Source organism: Pyxidicoccus sp. M15 (assembly GCF_056858435.1).
This window is the reverse complement of sequence record NZ_CM166495.1, coordinates 10,546,132-10,562,145: the sequence shown is the minus strand read 5'-3', so window position 1 is coordinate 10,562,145 and position 16,014 is coordinate 10,546,132. Positions and strand designations below refer to the sequence as shown.

At 69.8% G+C, this 16,014-nt stretch carries 13 protein-coding genes; 1 reads left to right on the top strand and 12 read right to left on the bottom strand.

What is annotated here, in order from left to right:
* Nucleotides 1-36 precede the first annotated feature (36 nt).
* The 12 genes from ACX9TP_RS39030 to ACX9TP_RS38975 all read right to left on the bottom strand — a co-directional run bounded on the left by ACX9TP_RS39030 (nucleotide 37) and on the right by ACX9TP_RS38975 (nucleotide 14,868).
* Complete coding sequence (locus tag ACX9TP_RS39030; protein ID WP_482975749.1) at nucleotides 37-516, bottom strand: hypothetical protein; 480 nt, start codon at nucleotides 514-516, stop codon at nucleotides 37-39.
* On the bottom strand, nucleotides 513-1,745 hold the full coding sequence (locus ACX9TP_RS39025; RefSeq protein ID WP_482975748.1) for a hypothetical protein: 1,233 nt from the start codon (nucleotides 1,743-1,745) through the stop codon (nucleotides 513-515). Before ACX9TP_RS39025 ends, ACX9TP_RS39030 begins: the two co-directional genes overlap by 4 nt.
* Nucleotides 1,742-2,311: a c-type cytochrome gene (locus ACX9TP_RS39020; RefSeq protein WP_482975747.1), complete on the bottom strand. Its 570-nt coding sequence runs from the start codon at nucleotides 2,309-2,311 to the stop codon at nucleotides 1,742-1,744. Before ACX9TP_RS39020 ends, ACX9TP_RS39025 begins: the two co-directional genes overlap by 4 nt.
* On the bottom strand, nucleotides 2,308-2,853 hold the full coding sequence (locus tag ACX9TP_RS39015) for a DUF3341 domain-containing protein (protein WP_482975746.1): 546 nt from the start codon (nucleotides 2,851-2,853) through the stop codon (nucleotides 2,308-2,310). Before ACX9TP_RS39015 ends, ACX9TP_RS39020 begins: the two co-directional genes overlap by 4 nt.
* Before the next feature lie 4 nt (nucleotides 2,854-2,857).
* Nucleotides 2,858-4,270 carry an NrfD/PsrC family molybdoenzyme membrane anchor subunit gene (gene nrfD / locus ACX9TP_RS39010; RefSeq protein WP_482975745.1) on the bottom strand — a complete coding sequence of 471 codons (1,413 nt, stop codon included), beginning with the start codon at nucleotides 4,268-4,270 and terminating at the stop codon, nucleotides 2,858-2,860.
* A gap of 2 nt (nucleotides 4,271-4,272) precedes the next feature.
* Entirely contained in the window at nucleotides 4,273-7,473 is a 3,201-nt protein-coding gene (locus ACX9TP_RS39005) for a TAT-variant-translocated molybdopterin oxidoreductase (RefSeq protein ID WP_482982289.1), read from the bottom strand.
* On the bottom strand, nucleotides 7,470-8,132 hold the full coding sequence (locus tag ACX9TP_RS39000) for a cytochrome c3 family protein (protein WP_482975744.1): 663 nt from the start codon (nucleotides 8,130-8,132) through the stop codon (nucleotides 7,470-7,472). The genes ACX9TP_RS39005 and ACX9TP_RS39000 overlap by 4 nt, the downstream gene beginning before the upstream one ends.
* A gap of 525 nt (nucleotides 8,133-8,657) precedes the next feature.
* Nucleotides 8,658-9,020 (bottom strand): HNH endonuclease, encoded by a 363-nt coding sequence (locus ACX9TP_RS38995; protein ID WP_482975743.1) that lies wholly within the window; start codon nucleotides 9,018-9,020, stop codon nucleotides 8,658-8,660.
* Nucleotide 9,021: 1 nt separating this feature from the next.
* Nucleotides 9,022-9,675, bottom strand: a complete 654-nt coding sequence (gene pdeM / locus ACX9TP_RS38990) for a ligase-associated DNA damage response endonuclease PdeM (RefSeq protein ID WP_482975742.1) — start codon at nucleotides 9,673-9,675, stop codon at nucleotides 9,022-9,024.
* Nucleotides 9,645-12,257 (bottom strand): ligase-associated DNA damage response DEXH box helicase, encoded by a 2,613-nt coding sequence (locus ACX9TP_RS38985; protein ID WP_482975741.1) that lies wholly within the window; start codon nucleotides 12,255-12,257, stop codon nucleotides 9,645-9,647. The genes pdeM and ACX9TP_RS38985 overlap by 31 nt, the downstream gene beginning before the upstream one ends.
* Nucleotides 12,244-13,839, bottom strand: coding sequence for an ATP-dependent DNA ligase (locus tag ACX9TP_RS38980; RefSeq protein ID WP_482975740.1), 1,596 nt, complete (start codon nucleotides 13,837-13,839; stop codon nucleotides 12,244-12,246). Before ACX9TP_RS38980 ends, ACX9TP_RS38985 begins: the two co-directional genes overlap by 14 nt.
* A 3-nt stretch (nucleotides 13,840-13,842) precedes the next feature.
* The gene (locus ACX9TP_RS38975) at nucleotides 13,843-14,868 is read right to left on the bottom strand and encodes a ligase-associated DNA damage response exonuclease (RefSeq protein WP_482975739.1); all 1,026 of its coding nucleotides are present in this window, start codon (nucleotides 14,866-14,868) and stop codon (nucleotides 13,843-13,845) included.
* A 204-nt stretch (nucleotides 14,869-15,072) separates the two neighbouring features.
* On the opposite strand from ACX9TP_RS38975, the gene ACX9TP_RS38970 reads away from it, so the two are divergent.
* Nucleotides 15,073-15,999: an SH3 domain-containing protein gene (locus tag ACX9TP_RS38970; RefSeq protein ID WP_482975738.1), complete on the top strand. Its 927-nt coding sequence runs from the start codon at nucleotides 15,073-15,075 to the stop codon at nucleotides 15,997-15,999.
* The last annotated feature ends 15 nt before the right edge of the window (nucleotides 16,000-16,014 follow it).

Below are 16,014 nucleotides of genomic sequence, written 5' to 3'. Positions count from 1 at the left end.
GGCAGGACGGCTCTTACGCCAGGGGGAAGGCGGATGCTACTGCCTCGGTGACGCAGGGGTCCCCGGGGCGGGGGGCGTCGTCGGGGGCGTCTGCGGAGCAGGCGACGGAGGGGCGGGAGGCGGGTTGCGCGCCTCCTGGATGACCCGGTTCATGGCCTCGTCGAGGGTGGGGTGGGCCTTCACGCCGGGCTGGTCGCCCCAGCCGGCGCCGAGCGCCTGCTGCTGGCCGCCAATCTTGTCCACCGCGTGCCAGTCCTGTTCGAACAGGCGCTGGTTGACGATGCCAATCTCGTACTGCCCCATGGCGGCGGGACGCGGCGGCGGGCCGTCCGGCTGGATTTCCTCCATCGTCCGGACCTGGATGCGCCAGGCCCAGAGGATGCCGACGAGGAAGATGACGAGCGAGCCCACGCCGATGCCCACCACCTTGCCCATGACGAGGTGGTCTTCCTCGGCCGCCACACCGTGCGCGCCGACGATGACGCGCGACTCGAGCTCCGACTGGGTCTTCTTCATGGCTGCACGTACCTCAGGGACTCGGCGATGTAGGGGTCCTTCACCGGGAGCGTGAAGCGGTTGCGAGCCTGCATGAGCGCGAAGCCCACCGCGATGCCGCCCACCCCGAGGAACGCCGTCACCAGCGTCCAGTGGAAGGTGGGGCCCGTGGTGCCCGTCAGCGCGGGCCAGATGAGCCAGTACAGGTCCACCAGGTGGATGGCCAGGATGTAGACGGCCACCGCCGCCAGCTTGCGCGGCTGCAGCTTCAGGTTGCGCGACAGCAGCGTGAAGAAGGGCAGCACGAAGTGCAGGAAGAACAGGGCGATGGACATCGGGCGCCACGGGCCGAAGATGCGCAGGCCGTACCAGGGCGCCTCTTCAGGGATGTTGGCAATCCACACCAGCAGGAACTGGGAGAACGCGATGTAGGCCCAGAACGCCGTGAAGGCGAGCATCAGCTTGCCCAGGTTGTGGAAGTGGTCGAGCTTCACGACGCTGCCGTAGAGGTTGGCACCCGTGGCGTTGGCCGTGACGATGGTCAGGACGCAGAAGGCCGCCAGGAAGCTTCCGGCGAAGTAATAGACGCCGAAGATGGTGGACTGCCAGAGCGGCGTGAGGCTCATCATCCAGTCGAAAGAAGCGAAGGTGATGGTGAGCGCAAGGAAGGGCAGTGCACCCGGAGAGAACCGGCGCTGCTTCACCGTGAGGTCCAGCCCGCCCTCTTCATCCTGCTTGAGGCTCCACGAGCGCAGGCGCCAGGACACGAAGGCCCACACGCCGAAGTAGATGACCTGGCGGAAGTAGAAGAACGTGGGGTTCAGGTAGCCGTGCTGCTTGTGCGCCAGGTGCTCCACTTCGATGCCGTGGATGTTGTTGGCCAGGGGCGAGCCGGGCCACCACGGGTACAGGTCCTTCACCATGGCCAGCAGCGGCAGGAACAGCACGATGAAGATGGGCACCGAGGCGGCGGCCGTCTCCATGGTGCGGCGCAGGACGATGAGCCACTTCGCCTTGGCCGTGTGGAAGATGGCCACCATGATGAGGAAGGCGACGCTGATGCCCAGCCAGTACACGAAGGCGATGAGGTAGCTGTGCGCGGCCTCACCCTTGGCGCTGGTGGCGAAGTAGCCGGCGAGGGTGGCCAGCAGGCCGAGGACGCCCACGCCGAACGCGGGCACCATCAGCTTGGGGGTGGCGGTGTAGCGCGCGAGGTCCGAGGCGCGCGCGGTGGTGACGGGGGGGCTCATCGGTTCTCCTGCGGAACGGGCTGCTGCCCGTCCGAGCGCATGTTGCGGGCCGCCTGGAGGGCGCGCACGTAGGCGACCACGGCCCAGCGCTCGCGCACGTCGAGCTCACCCGAGAAGGACGGCATCACGCCGTAGCCCTCGTTGATGGCGGCATAGAAATGCCCTGCCGGCTTGCCCTGCAGCTCCAGCAGCGAGGGCGGCAGGCGCAGCGCCATGTTCTCCGCGACGATGCTGTTGCCGTCGCCGAGCACGCCGTGGCACTGCGAGCAGACGATGTTGTACTTCTTCTGACCCAGGGTCAGCAGCGTCTTGTCCACTTCGACGGGGATGTTGCCCACGAGCGCGCCGTTGGCGCGGCCGGTGCTGATGCCGGGGTTGCCCACCGGGCGCTCACGCGGCACGGTGCCCGCGGGGGGCGTGCGCATGGCGCGGCCGTCCGCCCAGAAGTCGGACGCCTCGTAGTACTCGTATTTCGCCTGGTCCTCCATGCGCTGGAGGAACTCGGAGGGGACGTCGCAGCCCGAGAGCGCGACGAGTCCGGCGGCGGCGGGGATGAGCCACCTCATTCCTTCTCTCCCGTGACGAGGGTCACCTGGGTGGCGCCCAGGGCCTTGAGCTGATCCATGACGGCGGTGGCGTCCTGTCCCGTCGCCTGCGGCACGCTCAGCCAGTAGCCGTGCGTGGACGCGCTGCGGAAGGCGTCGGACTCGAAGACGGGGTGGTAGGGCTGCGGCAGGCGGCTGAGCGCGAGCAGGCCGAAGAAGATGCCGAACGCGGCGAACAGCACGCTCAGCTCGAAGGTAATCGGCACCCACGCGGGCAGCGACAGCAGCGGGCGGCCGCCGATGTTGAGCGGGTAGTCGTACGTGTTCATCCACGTCTGCATCGCGAGCGCGGTGCACAGGCCGGTGAGGCCGCCGCCCAGCGCGATGAAGGGCACGCGCGAGGGGGGCAGGCCCAGGGCCTCCGAGCCGCCATGCAGCGGGTACGGGGAGTAGGTGTCCATCCCCTGGAAGCCCTTCTCGCGCATCTGGCGGGTGGCATCCACGAGGGCGTCTGGCGTGGCGAACTCGGCCAGGACCCAGGAATCGAGGACTGTGGCTTCCATGGCTCTAGTGCGCTCCGTGGGTGTCGTGAGCGTTGAGGTGGGCGGCGTGCTTGAGCTCCAGCTGCAGCTCCTTCACCTCGCTCACCGCGACCGCGGGCACGAACTTCAGGAAGAGGAGGAACAGCGTCCCGAACAGGCCCAGGGTGCCGATGTAGATGCTCCAGTCCACCCAGGTGGGGGTGTAGATGCCCCACGACGAGGGGAGGAAGTCCTGGCTGAGCGAGGTGACGATGATGATGAACCGCTCGCACCACATGCCGATGTTCACCATGATGGAGGCCACCCACATGATGGGGATGCTGGTGCGGCACTTCTTGAACCAGAAGATGTTCGGGGTGATGACGTTGCAGGCAATCATCAGCCAGTACACGCCGGCGTAGGGGCCCGTGGCGCGGTTCACGTAGAAGGTCCAGAACTCGTACTGGTTCTGCGAGTACCAGGCGATGAAGTGCTCCATCAGGTACCCGTAGGACACGATGAGGCCCGTCGCCAGGATGACCTTGTTCATGTTCTCCAGGTGGCGGTCCGTAATCACGTCACGCAGGCCCAGGTACTTGCGGGCCGGAACCATGAGCGTGATGACCATCGCGAAGCCGCTGAACACGGCGCCGGCCACGAAGTAGGGCGGGAAGATGGTGGCGTGCCAGCCGGGCAGCAGCGACACGGCGAAGTCGAACGACACGATGGTGTGCACCGAGACCACCAGCGGCGTGGAGAGGCCGGCCAGCAGCAGGTACGCAATCTTGTAGTTGTGCCAGTGACGCCCGGAGCCGCGCCAGCCGAGAGCGAAGAGGCCGTAGATGACCCGCTGCGCCTTCGTCTTGGACGAGTCACGCAGGGCGGCCAGGTCCGGGATGAGGCCCACGAACCAGAACAGCGCGGACACCGTGAGGTACGTGGAGATGGCGAACACGTCCCACACCAGCGGGGAGCGGAACTGCGGCCACGCGCCCAGGGTGGAGGGGTAGGGGAACAGCCAGAAGGCGAACCAGGGACGGCCGGTGTGCAGCAGCGGGAACAGACCCGCGCACATGACGGCGAACAGCGTCATGGCCTCCGCGAAGCGGTTGATGCTCGTGCGCCACTTCTGCTGGAAGAGCAGGAGGATGGCGGAGATGAGCGTACCGGCGTGGCCGATACCGACCCACCAGACGAAGTTGATGATGTCGAAGGCCCAGCCGACGGGCTGGTTGTTTCCCCACACGCCGATACCGCGGGCCAGCGTGTAGGTGACGCCGATGACGAGCAGGCCGAGGGCGCTGAGCGTCATGCCGAAGAGCAGGAACCAGCCCTTGCCCGGCTTGGCCCAGACGTGGGCCAGGAGCGTCTCGTTGAGCGACGCATCGTCGTGGTGCGGCGCGACGAGGTGCCGCGGCTCGAGCGGGTCGAGCGGAGCGGTGATAGCAGTCTCTGCCATGACTAGTGGCTCCCTTCGGTGGCCGCCGGCGTCTTGGCGGGCTCGAGGGCGGGGTTGGGGTTACGGACGCGGATGAGGTGCGCGGTGCGCGGGCGGGTGCCCAGCTCGTGCAGCAGCTTGTAGGCGCGCTCGTCCTCGTGCAGCTGCGTGACGCGCTGCTGCTTGTCGTTGAGGGAGCCGAAGGTGATGGCCTGCGTGGGGCAGGTCTGCTGGCAGGCCGTCATCAGCTCCTTCTCCTGGATGAGGCGCTTCTCCACCCGGGCGCTGATGCGCGTGCGCTCGATGCGCTGGACGCAGTACGTGCACTTCTCCATCACGCCGCGGTTGCGCACCGTGACGTCCGGGTTCATCGCCATCTTCTCGGTGGACGTCTTGCCGGAGGTGTAGTGCAGGTAGTTGAAGCGGCGGACCTTGTACGGGCAGTTGTTGGAGCAGTACCGCGTGCCGACGCAGCGGTTGTACACCATGTCGTTGAGGCCCTCGTCCGAGTGCACGGTGGCGTTCACCGGGCACACGTACTCGCAGGGGGCCTTCTCGCAGTGCACGCACATGACCGGCTGCATGACCATCTTCGGGTCGCTCTCGGGCCCCTCGAAGTAGCGGTCGATGCGCAGCCACTGCATCTCACGGCTGCGGGCCACCTGCTCCTTGCCCACGACGGGGATGTTGTTCTCCGCCTGGCAGGCCACCACGCACGCGCTGCAGCCCGTGCAGCGGGACAGGTCGATGGCCATGCCCCACTTGTAGCCGTTGCTGTAGTCGAAGTCGGGCAGGTTGTCGTGGATGCCCGGCTTCAGCTCACCCTGGACGCGCTGGAGGACGTGCTGCGTCTCCTTCGAGGGCTGCGCCAGCTCGGACACCGGCATGTCCAGCGCGAGGGGGCGGCCCTCCATGCGCCAGTGCGTCTGGGTGAGGCTGAACTTGTAGCTGCCGCGCGCCTTGGTGAGCGTGGCGCCGCCGTCGAACCAGGGGGCCGCGGCGCGGCGCAGGACGTTGGCGTTGAAGCCGACGCCCTTGGCCACCACCTCGTGCAGGCCGTTGCGGCCGTAGCCCAGCGCCACCGTCACGGTGCCGTCGGCGAGGCCCGGCGTGGTCCACACCGGCACGGACAGCTTCTGGCCGCCGTAGCTCAGCTCGGCCATGGCGCCGGGCGCCAGGTCCAGGTCCTTGGCCGTCTGCGGGCTGATGAGCGCGGCGTTGTCCCAGACCATCTTGGTGATGAGGTCGGGCAGCTCCTGCAGCCACGCGATGTTGCCGAAGCGTCCGTCGAAGACCTTGTAGTCGTGGACGAAGTTCAGCTCGAGCTCATTGGCCGCCGGGGTCGCGGGCGGGTTGTAGCCCGACACCAGGGCGGTGGCGGCGCCGAAGTCCGGCGCGCCCGGGGCGGGGGCAGCGGCGGTGCCGGCGATGATGCCCTCGGACACCCACGTCTCCCAGCGGGACTCGAAGTCCGCCTGGCCCGTGGCCTGGCCCTGCCAGTACTCGCGCAGCATCTGGTACGCGGGGCGGAAGGGCTCGTCGAGGAACAGCGCCAGCAGCTCGGACTCCGGCATGCCGTTGAAGAGCGGCTGGATGAGCGGCTGGGCGATGGAGACGGTGCCGTCCACCGCGCGGCCGTCGCTCCAGGTCTCCAGCGGGTGCGCCGCGGGGACGAACCAGTCCGCGTACTGGCTGGTCTCGTCCTCGTAGAGGCCCGTGTAGAGCACGGACAGCTTGGCGCGCTCCGGGTTGGTGGCGGGGTTGAGCAGCTCCGCCAGGCCCGCGTCGGACGGCAGGGCGTAGAGCGGGTTCCACGCGGTGATGACCAGCGTGTCCACGCGGCCGGCCTTGATGTCCTCCACCAGGGCGCGCACCTGGGCGAGGCCGAAGGGCTCCGCCACGGGGGCCTGCACGTACTGCACGGTGGTGCCGGTGTTGCCGAGGGCCGCGTTGATGGCGTGGGCCAGGACGTGGACCGCGGCGGGCTGACGCTCGCCGGCGATGACCAGCGTGCGGCCGGGCTTCGCGGCGCGCAGGTCGGCGACCACGGCCTGGATCCAGGCGGTGGACTTCTGGACTTCCTCGGGGGTGCCCCGCAGCTGCGCCTTGCCGGCGGCGGCCGAGGCCGCCGAGGCGGCGGGACCACCGATGGCCTGCGCCACGGCGGCGGCGACGGCGAGCACTTCCGCCGACTTCACGCGCAGGCGGTGGTCCGCCATGCCGCCGGTGATGGAGAAGCGGGCCTCCGCCGCGTAGAGGCGGTTGAGGGGGCCGTTCTTCGGGTCGCGGCGGTCCGCGAACTGGCGGGCGTAGGTGAGGTTGGCCGGACGGCTCTCCAGGAAGTCCGCGTCCAGCGACAGGATGACGTCCGCCTGGGCGAAGTCATAGCGGGCGGAGACGGGCTGGTTGCCGAAGAGGGCGCGGGTGGCCTCGGTCTCCGCGTCCTGCGTCATCGCCGTGTAGCTGTAGAAGCGCGCGTTGGGCAGCTTCTTCAGGATGCGGTTGCGCAGGTCGCCCATCATCGGCGAGTTGCCGGGCTCGGTGAGGAAGCGCACGCGGGCGCCACCGTCGGCGGGGGCGGCCTTGTTCACCAGGGTGGCCACGTCCTCGGCCAGCACGCGCAGGGCGCGGGGGCTCTTGCCCTGCCGCAGCACGCGGGCGCGGTTCGGGTCATAGAGCGAGAGGAGGTACGCCTGCTCCCAGACGCCGGCGGCGCCCTGGTTGACGGGGTGCTGCGGGTTGCCCTCGATCTTGATGGGGCGACCCTCGCGGGCGGTGATGAGCAGGCCGGAGGTGTGGCCGGCCAGCGTCATGCCGGACGCGTAGTGCAGCGGGTTGCCCGGGGCCACCTCGGGCGGCGTCTTGGTGTACGGCAGGATGCGCTCGTCCTGGGGACGGGTGCTGCAGGCGGTGGCGCCGGCCAGGGCCAGCGACGCGCCCAGCAGCTGCATGAACTCGCGGCGCACGAAGCCGGTGGGGGCCAGGTCCGCGCCGACGGGGAACTCGGGGCGGGTCTCCTCGAGGTACTCGGGCGTGCCGAGCTTCTCCTCGAGGCTGCGCCAGTAGGTCCGGCCGTAGCCGGTCTCGGTGGCGGAGGCGTTGGCGGCGGCGTGCTCGAGGGCCTCACCGACGGCGTCAGCCGCGGGGGCGGGCCGGTCCGAGACGACCGGGAGCGCGAAGGAGGCAGTTTCCTGCGACGGGGCGCCGTCGCGCTTCGTGTTCATCGGTGGCATGTGGAGCAGCTCGTGCGCGAGTGGACGTCGTACTCTTCCTTCAGCTTCTGACCGAGCGCGGCGGCCTCTGCCTTGTCCGCGGGCGGCGTCCAGGTCATCGAGGTGATGAACTCGGCCGGGCGCAGGTTGGGCTCGGGGTTGCGGTGGCAGTCCAGGCACCAGGCCATGGTCAGCGGCGCGTGCTGCTCGACGGCGCCCATCTGGTCGATGCGGCCGTGGCAGGTGGCGCAGCCCACGCCCTTGTTCACGTGGATGGCGTGGTTGAAGTAGACGAAGTCCGGCAGGTTGTGGACGCGGACCCAGGGGATGGGCTGGTCGGAGAAGAAGGCCTTGCGCACCTCGGTGAGGTACGGGCTCTTGTTCCACACCTGGGCGTGGCAGGACATGCACACGGTGGTGGAGGGGATGCCCGCGGAGGGCGACTTCTCCACCGTCCAGTGGCAGTACCGGCAGTCGATCTGCTCGTCACCCGCGTGATGGCGGTGGTCGAACTCGATGGGCTGCTCGATGGGCATCTGCTGGTTGGTGACGTACGGCGAGCGTACGTAGGCCATGAGGCCGCCGAGGCCGATGGCGGGCACGGCGAGGAGCGCCGCGGCGGACAGCCGCGACACCGTGTTCGTCCAGCGTGGGAAGAGAGGGCCGCTCATACCAGGACCATGGGCAAGGGGGCTTCAGCGACAGCGGTGACAGGAGGGCTAAAGGAGGCGCGAGCGTTGCGGGGCGCTGAGGGCGGAGGGGCGATCCCGGCCCCGATGGGGCGGGCGGGCGGAGGCTCCTGGCGCACGGAATCCGAAGCAGTCACGTCCAACGAAACCTCTATGAGAATGCCGTGAGCTGGGCCCTCCTCCTTATCCCAGCCCTGACGCGGCGCGGGACCATCGGGCATCGCTTCGGCAGTGTCAACCATTCTGATGTTGCGACTCTGATGTTGAGACAGCCGGATACCACTTCCGCTCGCGGAGGCGGAAAGTCGCGGGTGCGAGGCGATGAATCTCTCTTCTACGGGGAGGAAGGGGCGTTTGAGCGGCACGCGCGCGGGCGATCACTTCCGCCCGGTTTCTCCCTCGGAGCGCACCCGCTGAAGCGCTGGGTGCACGCAGCGTGTGGCGTTGAACGGGGCGCTACAGGTTGCGACAGAGGAAGTCATCCGCGCCATGAGCGGCGTGGTGCCCTCACTCCGCGTCTTCGCCGTCCGGCTCGCGCCAGCGCTCGCGGCGGCGGGCCAGCAGCCGCTCCACCAGCTCACGGGCGCGCGCGTCACGGTGGTACCTCACGTCGTGCCGGCTCTTGCCCTGGTTGCAGCGGGCGCAGGCCAGGCCGAGGTTGGTCAGCACATCGGTGCCGCCAGCGGTCTGCGGGAGGATGTGCTCGATGGTGGCGCGGCTGATGGGCTCGCCATCCGCGCCCACCCAGAGGTGGGTATTGCAGTGCAGGCACTTGCCCACCCAGGCCTCGCGGCCGCGGTGCTCGGAGCGCTCGAAGGTGCGGTCGGTGGCGATGATGCCGAGGATGCGGCGGCGCTTGGCGGTGCTCATCCTACACCTCGACCACTGCGGGTTCGGCGATGGCGAAGACGCGCTCGCCGGGGCGGCGGGAGACATTGAGCCCGCCGGTGAAGGCGCTGAAGGCGGGCAGCACGCCCACGTCGCGGCCCACATGGAAGCAGGGCAGACGCAGCCTGTCCCCTCCGCCGGACAGGCGCACCATGGGATGGAGGTGGCCCGCCCACACGTAGCGGCCGGGCGCGGGCTCCGGGTGGTGGGCGAAGCGGAAGGGGCCCTCGTCGGCGTGGGACTCCAGGACCTCGAGGCGCCACTGGGGGGGGAGCGTCTTCACGTGGCGGTCGTGGTTGCCGCGCACCAGCACCAGCTCCACGCTGGCATGGGACTCGCGCCAGGCGGCGAGCCGCTGGACGAGGGCCGGCGTGAGACCCTGCCGGGAGTGGATGAGGTCTCCCAGGAGGAGCAGGCGGCGGGCGCGGGTGGCGGACAGGGCGGCGGACAGGCGCGCGAGGTCATCCTCCAGCACGCCGCCGGGCAGGGGGATGCCGTGCTGCTGGAAGCTCTCCGTCTTGCCCCAGTGCAGGTCCGCGACGGCCAGCATGCCGGCCTCGGGCCAGTGCAGGGCTCGCTCGGGGAGCAGCTCCAGGAGGGTGCCGCCTACGCGGACCTGGCATCGTCTCGCGTCCATCGCTCCTTCAGGCGCTCCACGCGCTCCAGCAGGGACTCGTTGGAGACGCTGGCGCTGATGCGCTCGACGACGAGCGGAAAGCCCAGCGGCGTGGGCCTGCGCACGTGGACGAGCTCCACGGGGCTCCTCTCCAGCCGCTCCAGCGTGCGGCCCAGGCGGCCCTGCTCGAATTGCTGCTCCAGCACCTCGCGGCGGGCCTGGACGAGGAGCAGGTTGTCCGGGTCGTACTTGAGGAACACGTCATAGAGGAGGGATGAGCTGGCCTGCACCTGCCGCGTCGACTTGCGCGCCCCGGGCAGCCCCGGCAGCACCAGCCCCGCCACGCGGGCGATGTCGCGGAACTGCCGCTTCGCCAGCTCGCTCACGTTGACGCTCTCCAGCACGTCCTCCACCAGGCGCTCCCGGGTGAAGAGGGCGGGGCGCAGCGCCTCCTCGAAGGGGAAGGGCGTTGGCGTGAGCAGCTCCAGGCCGTAGTCATTCACCGACAGGCTGAAGGTGGCCTTCTGGAGACGGGTGAGGCGCAGGGCGAGCAGCGCCGCCAGCCCTTCGTGCACCAGCCGCCCCTCGAAGGGGTAGAGGAAGAGGTGATGGCCGTCGCGCGTCTCGCACGTCTCCGCGAGCAGCGAGCCCGCGGCGGGGATGCGCGACAGCCGCTCCTGGGCCTCTAGCACGGGCCAGGCGGCCGCCAGCTCGTCCGTGGTGACGTCCCCATGGCGCGCGGAGTCCAGGGTGCGGCGGACGGCATTGGCCAGGGAGCTGGACAGGGGCAGGCGGCTGCCATTCCAGCGCGGCGTCTGCGTGGCCTTCGCCTTCGCCGGCTTCACATAGGCCGTCATGTCCTTGAAGCGGCTGAACTCCAGACGCTTGCCCGCGAAGAGGAAGGTGTCCCCGGGGCGCAGCCGGCTGATGTACGCCTCCTCGATGTTGCCCAGCCTGCCGCCGCTCCAGTAGCGCAGCTGCACCACCGCGTTGGACGTAATCGTGCCGATGTTGAGCCGGTGCAGGCGGCCGATGCGTGCGTCCGCGATGACGAAGCGGCCCTCGCGCTCCACCACGCGACGGAACTCCGGGTAGGCGCGCAGCGTGGGGCCGCCCTCGCGCACCAGGGCGAGCGTCCACTCGAACTCCTCGTCGGTGAGGCCGGCGTAGGCGGCGGCGGTGCGCACCTCGTCGCGCAGGGCCTCTCGCGTGAAGCCGCCGCCCATGGCGCACGTCACCAGGTGCTGCGCGAGCACGTCCAGCGGCTTGCCCGGCGGCGTGCGCGGCTCCACCTCGCGGCGGAGGATGGCGTCCCTGGCGGCGGCCATCTCCACCAACTCCAGCGCGTGTGTGGGGACGAAGAGGATGTGGCACGTGGCGCCGGGTCGGTGGGCGCTGCGGCCGGCGCGCTGCATCGTCCGGCCGATGCCCTTGGGGCTGCCCACCTGCACCACCCGCTCCACGGGGCCGAAGTCCACGCCCAGGTCCAGCGAGGACGTGCACACGACGATGCGCAGCCCGCCGTCCTTGAGGCCCGCCTCCACGCGCTCGCGCTCCTCGCGGTCGATGGAGCCGTGGTGCAGGGCGATGAGGTGCTCCCACTCCGGACGGGCGAAGCGCAGGCCCTCGAACCAGCGCTCCGCCTGCGAGCGCGTGTTGGTGAAGACGAGCGTGGACTGCTCCGGGTCCAGCCACGCGGCCACGCGCGCCAGCATGGTGAAGCCCAGGTGGCCGGACCAGGGGAAGCTGTCCACCGAGTCCGGCAGCAGCGTGTCCACCGCCACCGGGCGCTCCAGGTCCGCGCTCACCAGCGTGGGCACGCGGCCGGTGCCCACGACGTGGCGCGCGGCCTCGTCCAGGTTGGCCAGCGTGGCGGACAGCGCCCAGGTGCGCACCTCCGGGGCGAAGCGGCGCAGGCGGGCCAGGGCCAGCTCCATCTGCGTGCCCCGCTTGGAGCCGAGCAGCTCGTGCCACTCGTCCACGATGACCGAGCGCAGCGACGCGAACATCTCCGCGGCGCGCTCGTTGGACAGGAGGACGGAGAGGGACTCCGGCGTGGTGATGAGCACCTCGGGCAGGCGCTCGCGCTGACGCTGGCGCACGGAGGACGACGTGTCCCCCGTGCGGCTCTCCACGTCGAGGTCCGCGTCCAGCACGCACAGCGGCTCCAGCAGGGCCTTCTCCACGTCGCGCGACACCGCGCGCAGCGGCGTCACATAGAGGACCTGGAGCCCCTTCTGGCCGCGCTCCGCCACGTCCGCGAGCGGGCCGATATAGGCCGCGTACGTCTTCCCGGCGCCCGTGGGCACGTGGATGAGGCCGCTGTCTCCGCGCGCGTACGCGGCCCAGGCCTCTTCCTGGAAGGCGTAGGGCGTCCACCCCTTCGACGCGAACCAGCCGCGCAGCCGCTCCATGGGCGTACCCGTCACCGGTGCCGTGGCTCCGGTGCCCTCGGCGGCACGGCGACGCTTCACCGTGCGGCGCCGCTTCTTCGCGGGCGGGCCCTGCATGGCGGGGGCTCCGCCTCCTTCATTGCCGGAGCGCAGCGCCTTGCGGCGGGCGGCAATCTGCGCCCTCAGGCTGCGCGACCTACCCGCGGGCATCGAGCAGCTCCTTCAATGTGGCCAGCGTGTCCGCGTCCTGGGGCTTCTTGTCCGTGCGCCAGCGGGCGATGCGCGGGAAGCGCAGCGCCACGCCCGACTTGTGGCGCGGCGAGGCCTGGATGCCCTCGAAGTGCAGCTCGAAGACCTGCTCCGGCTCCACCGAGCGCACCGGCCCGTACTTCTCCTTCGTGTGCGCGCGAATCCACCTGTCGAGCCGGCCAATCTCCTCGTCCGTGAGGCCGGAGTACGCCTTCGTCACCGGCTGCAGCTCCGTGCCGTTCCACACCGCGAAGGTGTAGTCGGTGTACAGCGACGAGCGCCGGCCATGCCCCGGGTGCGCGTAGAGGAGCACCGCGTCCACGGTGAACGGGTCTATCTTCCACTTCCACCAGTCGCCCCGCTTGCGCCCGGTGAGGTACGCGGAGTCGAGCCGCTTGATCATGAAGCCCTCGACGTTGCGCTCGCGCGCCTCGTCGCGCAGCTTCGCCAGCTCCTCCCACGACGCCGCTCGGACCGACGGGGAGATGGGGAAGCGCGGCCGGTCCTTCAGCAGCACCTCCAGCTTCGCGCGCCGCTCGCGCAGCGGCAGCTCGCGCACGTCCTTGCCGTCCAGCTCCAGCAGGTCATAGACGATGAAGGCCGCGGGAGCTTCCGCGAGCACCTTGGGCGTCAGCTTCTGCCGGCCGATGCGCCGCTGGAGCAGCGCGAAGGGCAGGGGCCGGCCGTCCTCGTACGCCAGCACCTCTCCGTCCAGCACGGTGCCCTCGGGCAGCGCGGCGGCGGCCTCGCTGATTTCAGGGAAGCGCTCGGTGATGAGCTCCTCGCCACGGCTCCACAGGTACACGCCGCCCTGGCGGCGGATGAGCTGGCCGCGGATGCCGTCCCACTTCCACTCCACCTGCCAGTCCTCGAGGTCCCCCAGCGACTCCGGCGGCTGCTCCAGCGGCGAGGCCAGGTAGAAGGGGTAGGGCCGCGAGCTGTGCCCGTCCGAGACATCCGGCGACACGAGCTGCGTGAAGAAGGCCGGCGTGGGCGTCCACGTCCCCATCAGCCGGTGCGCCACGCTCGGCGGCGGCAGGCCCGCCACCTGCGCCACCGCGCGAATCACCAGCGTCGCGGAGACGCCCACGCGCAGCTCCCCCGTGAGCATCTTGTTGAGCAGGAACAGCTCCCGCCGGGGCATGGCCTTCCACCAGGACACCACGCGCTCGCGCTGCTCGGCGGCGTCCAGGTTGCGCAGCGGCAGCAGTCGCTCCTCCAGCCACACGGAGAGGGGCAGCTCCTCGGGCTCGGGCGGGCGCTCGAGCGAGTCAAGCAGCAGGGCGATGACTTCCGCGAGGTCTCCGACGGAGGCGTAGACCTCCTCGAAGAGCCAGCCGGGAATGCCCGTCAGCTCCTGCGTCCACCCCACCAGCAGCTTCGTGGTGAGCAGCCGCTTCAGCTTCTGGCCCGTGAGGAAGTACAGCGCCCAGGCCGCGTCCTCGGGGGGCGCTTGCTGGAAGTAGCGCACGAGCGCGTCCACCTTCGCGTTGGTGGACGTCGTCTGGTCCAGCGCTTCGTAGAGGTCCGCCAGTCGCCTCACGCGTCAGTCCTCCGCCTCGCCCTCGAAGGGCGTGGCCAGGGGGGCGGCGTCCACGCCGGCGTCGCGCAGGTAGTGCGCCAGCGGGTCCGTGTAGCCGTGCGTCACCAGCACCCGCTCCGCCCGCGTGTCCGCCACCGTGCGCAACAGGTCCGGCCAGTCCGCATGGTCCGACAGCACGAAGCCCCGGTCGAAGCCGCGCCGGCGCCGGTTTCCGCGCACCCGCATCCACCCGGACGCGAAGCCCGTCTCGTGCTCACCGAAGCGGCGCATCCACGTGGAGCCCCCCGCGCTCGGCGGCGCCAGCACCAGCGCGCCCGCGAAGGACGTGCCCTTCTCCACCTCCGACACCAGCTGCGTGGGAATCATGTGCACGCCCGCCTCGCGGTACACCGCCACGAGGCTGTTGAGGGCCCCGTGCACATAGGCCGGCCGGTCCGTCAGCCGCGCCAGCTCCGCGAGGATTCGCTGCGCCTTGCCCAGCGCGTAGCAGAACAGCACCGCGGAGCGCCCCACCACGCGGTTGGCGTCCCACCACTTCAGGATGTCCTCCGCGATGAGGCGCGTGTCGTCCCAACGATAGATGGGCAGCCCGAAGGTCGCCTCGGTGATGAAGGTGTTGCAGCGCACCACCTCGAAGGGCGCGCACGTCGGGTCCGGCGCGCGCTTGTAGTCGCCGGAGACCACCCACACCTCGCCCTTGTGTTCGATTCGAATCTGCGCGCTGCCCAGCACGTGGCCCGCGGGGTGGAAGCTCACCGTGACGTCGTTGATGGTGAGCCGCTCGCCGTACTCCAGCGTGTCGATGACGGAGTCCGCGCCCAACCGGCGATGCAGCAGTCCCTCGCCTGCTCGGGCGCCGAGGTAGCGCTGGCTGCCGCCCCGTGCGTGGTCACCGTGGGCGTGAGTAATGAGCGCTCGCTCCACCGGACGCCAGGGGTCGATATGGAAATGGCCCGGGGCGCAGTAGAGCCCCTGCGGCGTCACCGTGATGAGCGGCGGTCTGTCCTGAAAGGGATAGGAGGCGCTCAAAGCTTCATTCAGATAGCGAGGCACCCTGATGGTGGCCACCCGAGGTGTGTGTCCTCCCTACGGGCCATTGCTCCCTGGCATGCCCCTCTGGCACTCACCTGTCACCGCGGGCCCGGCCAGTTGCCGCGGGAATATTCCGTCCCCTTGGATGGCGTTGCCGGACAGGGGATAACAGCGGCACCTTCCGGACTGGATGCCCTTCGCATGACACCTGCCCTCCTGCTGTCGCTGGTCCTCTCCCAGTCGCCAGAGCTCGAGTTGCACTACACCGCGACGTCGCTGGAAGAGGGGGCGGACGCGTCGAAGCGCGCCCTGGACACCTACGACTTCACCCAGTTCGAGCCGTCCGCGAACAAGGCGGACCTCTATGTGGGCGTGGACGAGGCCAACCTCCGCCAGACGCCCGGGGCGGACGCGGCCGTCGTCACCACGCTGCCGCTGGGCGCCCCCGTGCGCGTGCTGGAGCGCGGCAAGGAGCGCCTCAAGGTGGGGGAGTACGTCAACCACTGGTACCAGGTGGAGTACGTCGACGGGAAGGGCGCTCCCTTCAAGGGCTGGCTCTTCGGCAACACACTCACGCCGTTCCGCTTCGAGGGTGACTTCGACAACGACGGTGAGCAGGAAGTGGCCACCGTGGTGATGAGCTCGGACTTCAAGATTCGCGTCCGCGTCCTGGAGCCGGGCGTGAAGCCGCCCCGCCGCGTCAGCAGTGTGGACATCACCCCCGCCGGACAGGGCTATATGAGCGTGGACGGCGGGTCTGCGAAGGTGACGCTCGTCGCGGCGAAGACGGCGGGGCTGGCGCTGGTGCAGGTGGACTCCGCGCCCGAGGCGTGCAGCGACTTCAGCACCACGTACGTGAGCTACACGGTGCCGGGGAAGAAGAAGGGCGTGCTCGGCAAGGCGAAGCTGGCCATGGAGGTGGCCGGGCTGGCGGACCCGCCCAACAGCTCCTCGTACAAGGTCTCCTTTCAGCCGAAGCAGCAGGGCCTCACGGTAGTGCGGACGAACGTCGAGGAGGACGAGTCCGGCAGGGAAGTGAAGACGACGGAGCGCACGAAGTACAAGCTCGCCGACGGTGTCTTCTCCGAGGTGAAGGCCTCGGACGCCACGGCGGAAACGAAGCCCTAGAAGGGCAGAGCCAGT

Bases quoted from the DNA above. Each gene is read 5' to 3' on its own strand.
- ACX9TP_RS39020 (WP_482975747.1), bottom strand. From the start codon at position 2,311: ATGAGGTGGCTCATCCCCGCCGCCGCCGGACTCGTCGCGCTCTCGGGC.
- ACX9TP_RS39000 (WP_482975744.1), bottom strand. From the start codon at position 8,132: ATGAGCGGCCCTCTCTTCCCACGCTGGACGAACACGGTGTCGCGGCTG.
- ACX9TP_RS39005 (WP_482982289.1), bottom strand. From the start codon at position 7,473: ATGAACACGAAGCGCGACGGCGCCCCGTCGCAGGAAACTGCCTCCTTC.
- ACX9TP_RS39015 (WP_482975746.1), bottom strand. From the start codon at position 2,853: ATGGAAGCCACAGTCCTCGATTCCTGGGTCCTGGCCGAGTTCGCCACG.
- ACX9TP_RS39030 (WP_482975749.1), bottom strand. From the start codon at position 516: ATGAAGAAGACCCAGTCGGAGCTCGAGTCGCGCGTCATCGTCGGCGCG.
- ACX9TP_RS38985 (WP_482975741.1), bottom strand. From the start codon at position 12,257: ATGCCCGCGGGTAGGTCGCGCAGCCTGAGGGCGCAGATTGCCGCCCGC.
- ACX9TP_RS38995 (WP_482975743.1), bottom strand. From the start codon at position 9,020: ATGAGCACCGCCAAGCGCCGCCGCATCCTCGGCATCATCGCCACCGAC.
- nrfD (WP_482975745.1), bottom strand. From the start codon at position 4,270: ATGGCAGAGACTGCTATCACCGCTCCGCTCGACCCGCTCGAGCCGCGG.
- ACX9TP_RS39025 (WP_482975748.1), bottom strand. From the start codon at position 1,745: ATGAGCCCCCCCGTCACCACCGCGCGCGCCTCGGACCTCGCGCGCTAC.
- pdeM (WP_482975742.1), bottom strand. From the start codon at position 9,675: ATGGACGCGAGACGATGCCAGGTCCGCGTAGGCGGCACCCTCCTGGAG.
- ACX9TP_RS38970 (WP_482975738.1), top strand. From the start codon at position 15,073: ATGACACCTGCCCTCCTGCTGTCGCTGGTCCTCTCCCAGTCGCCAGAG.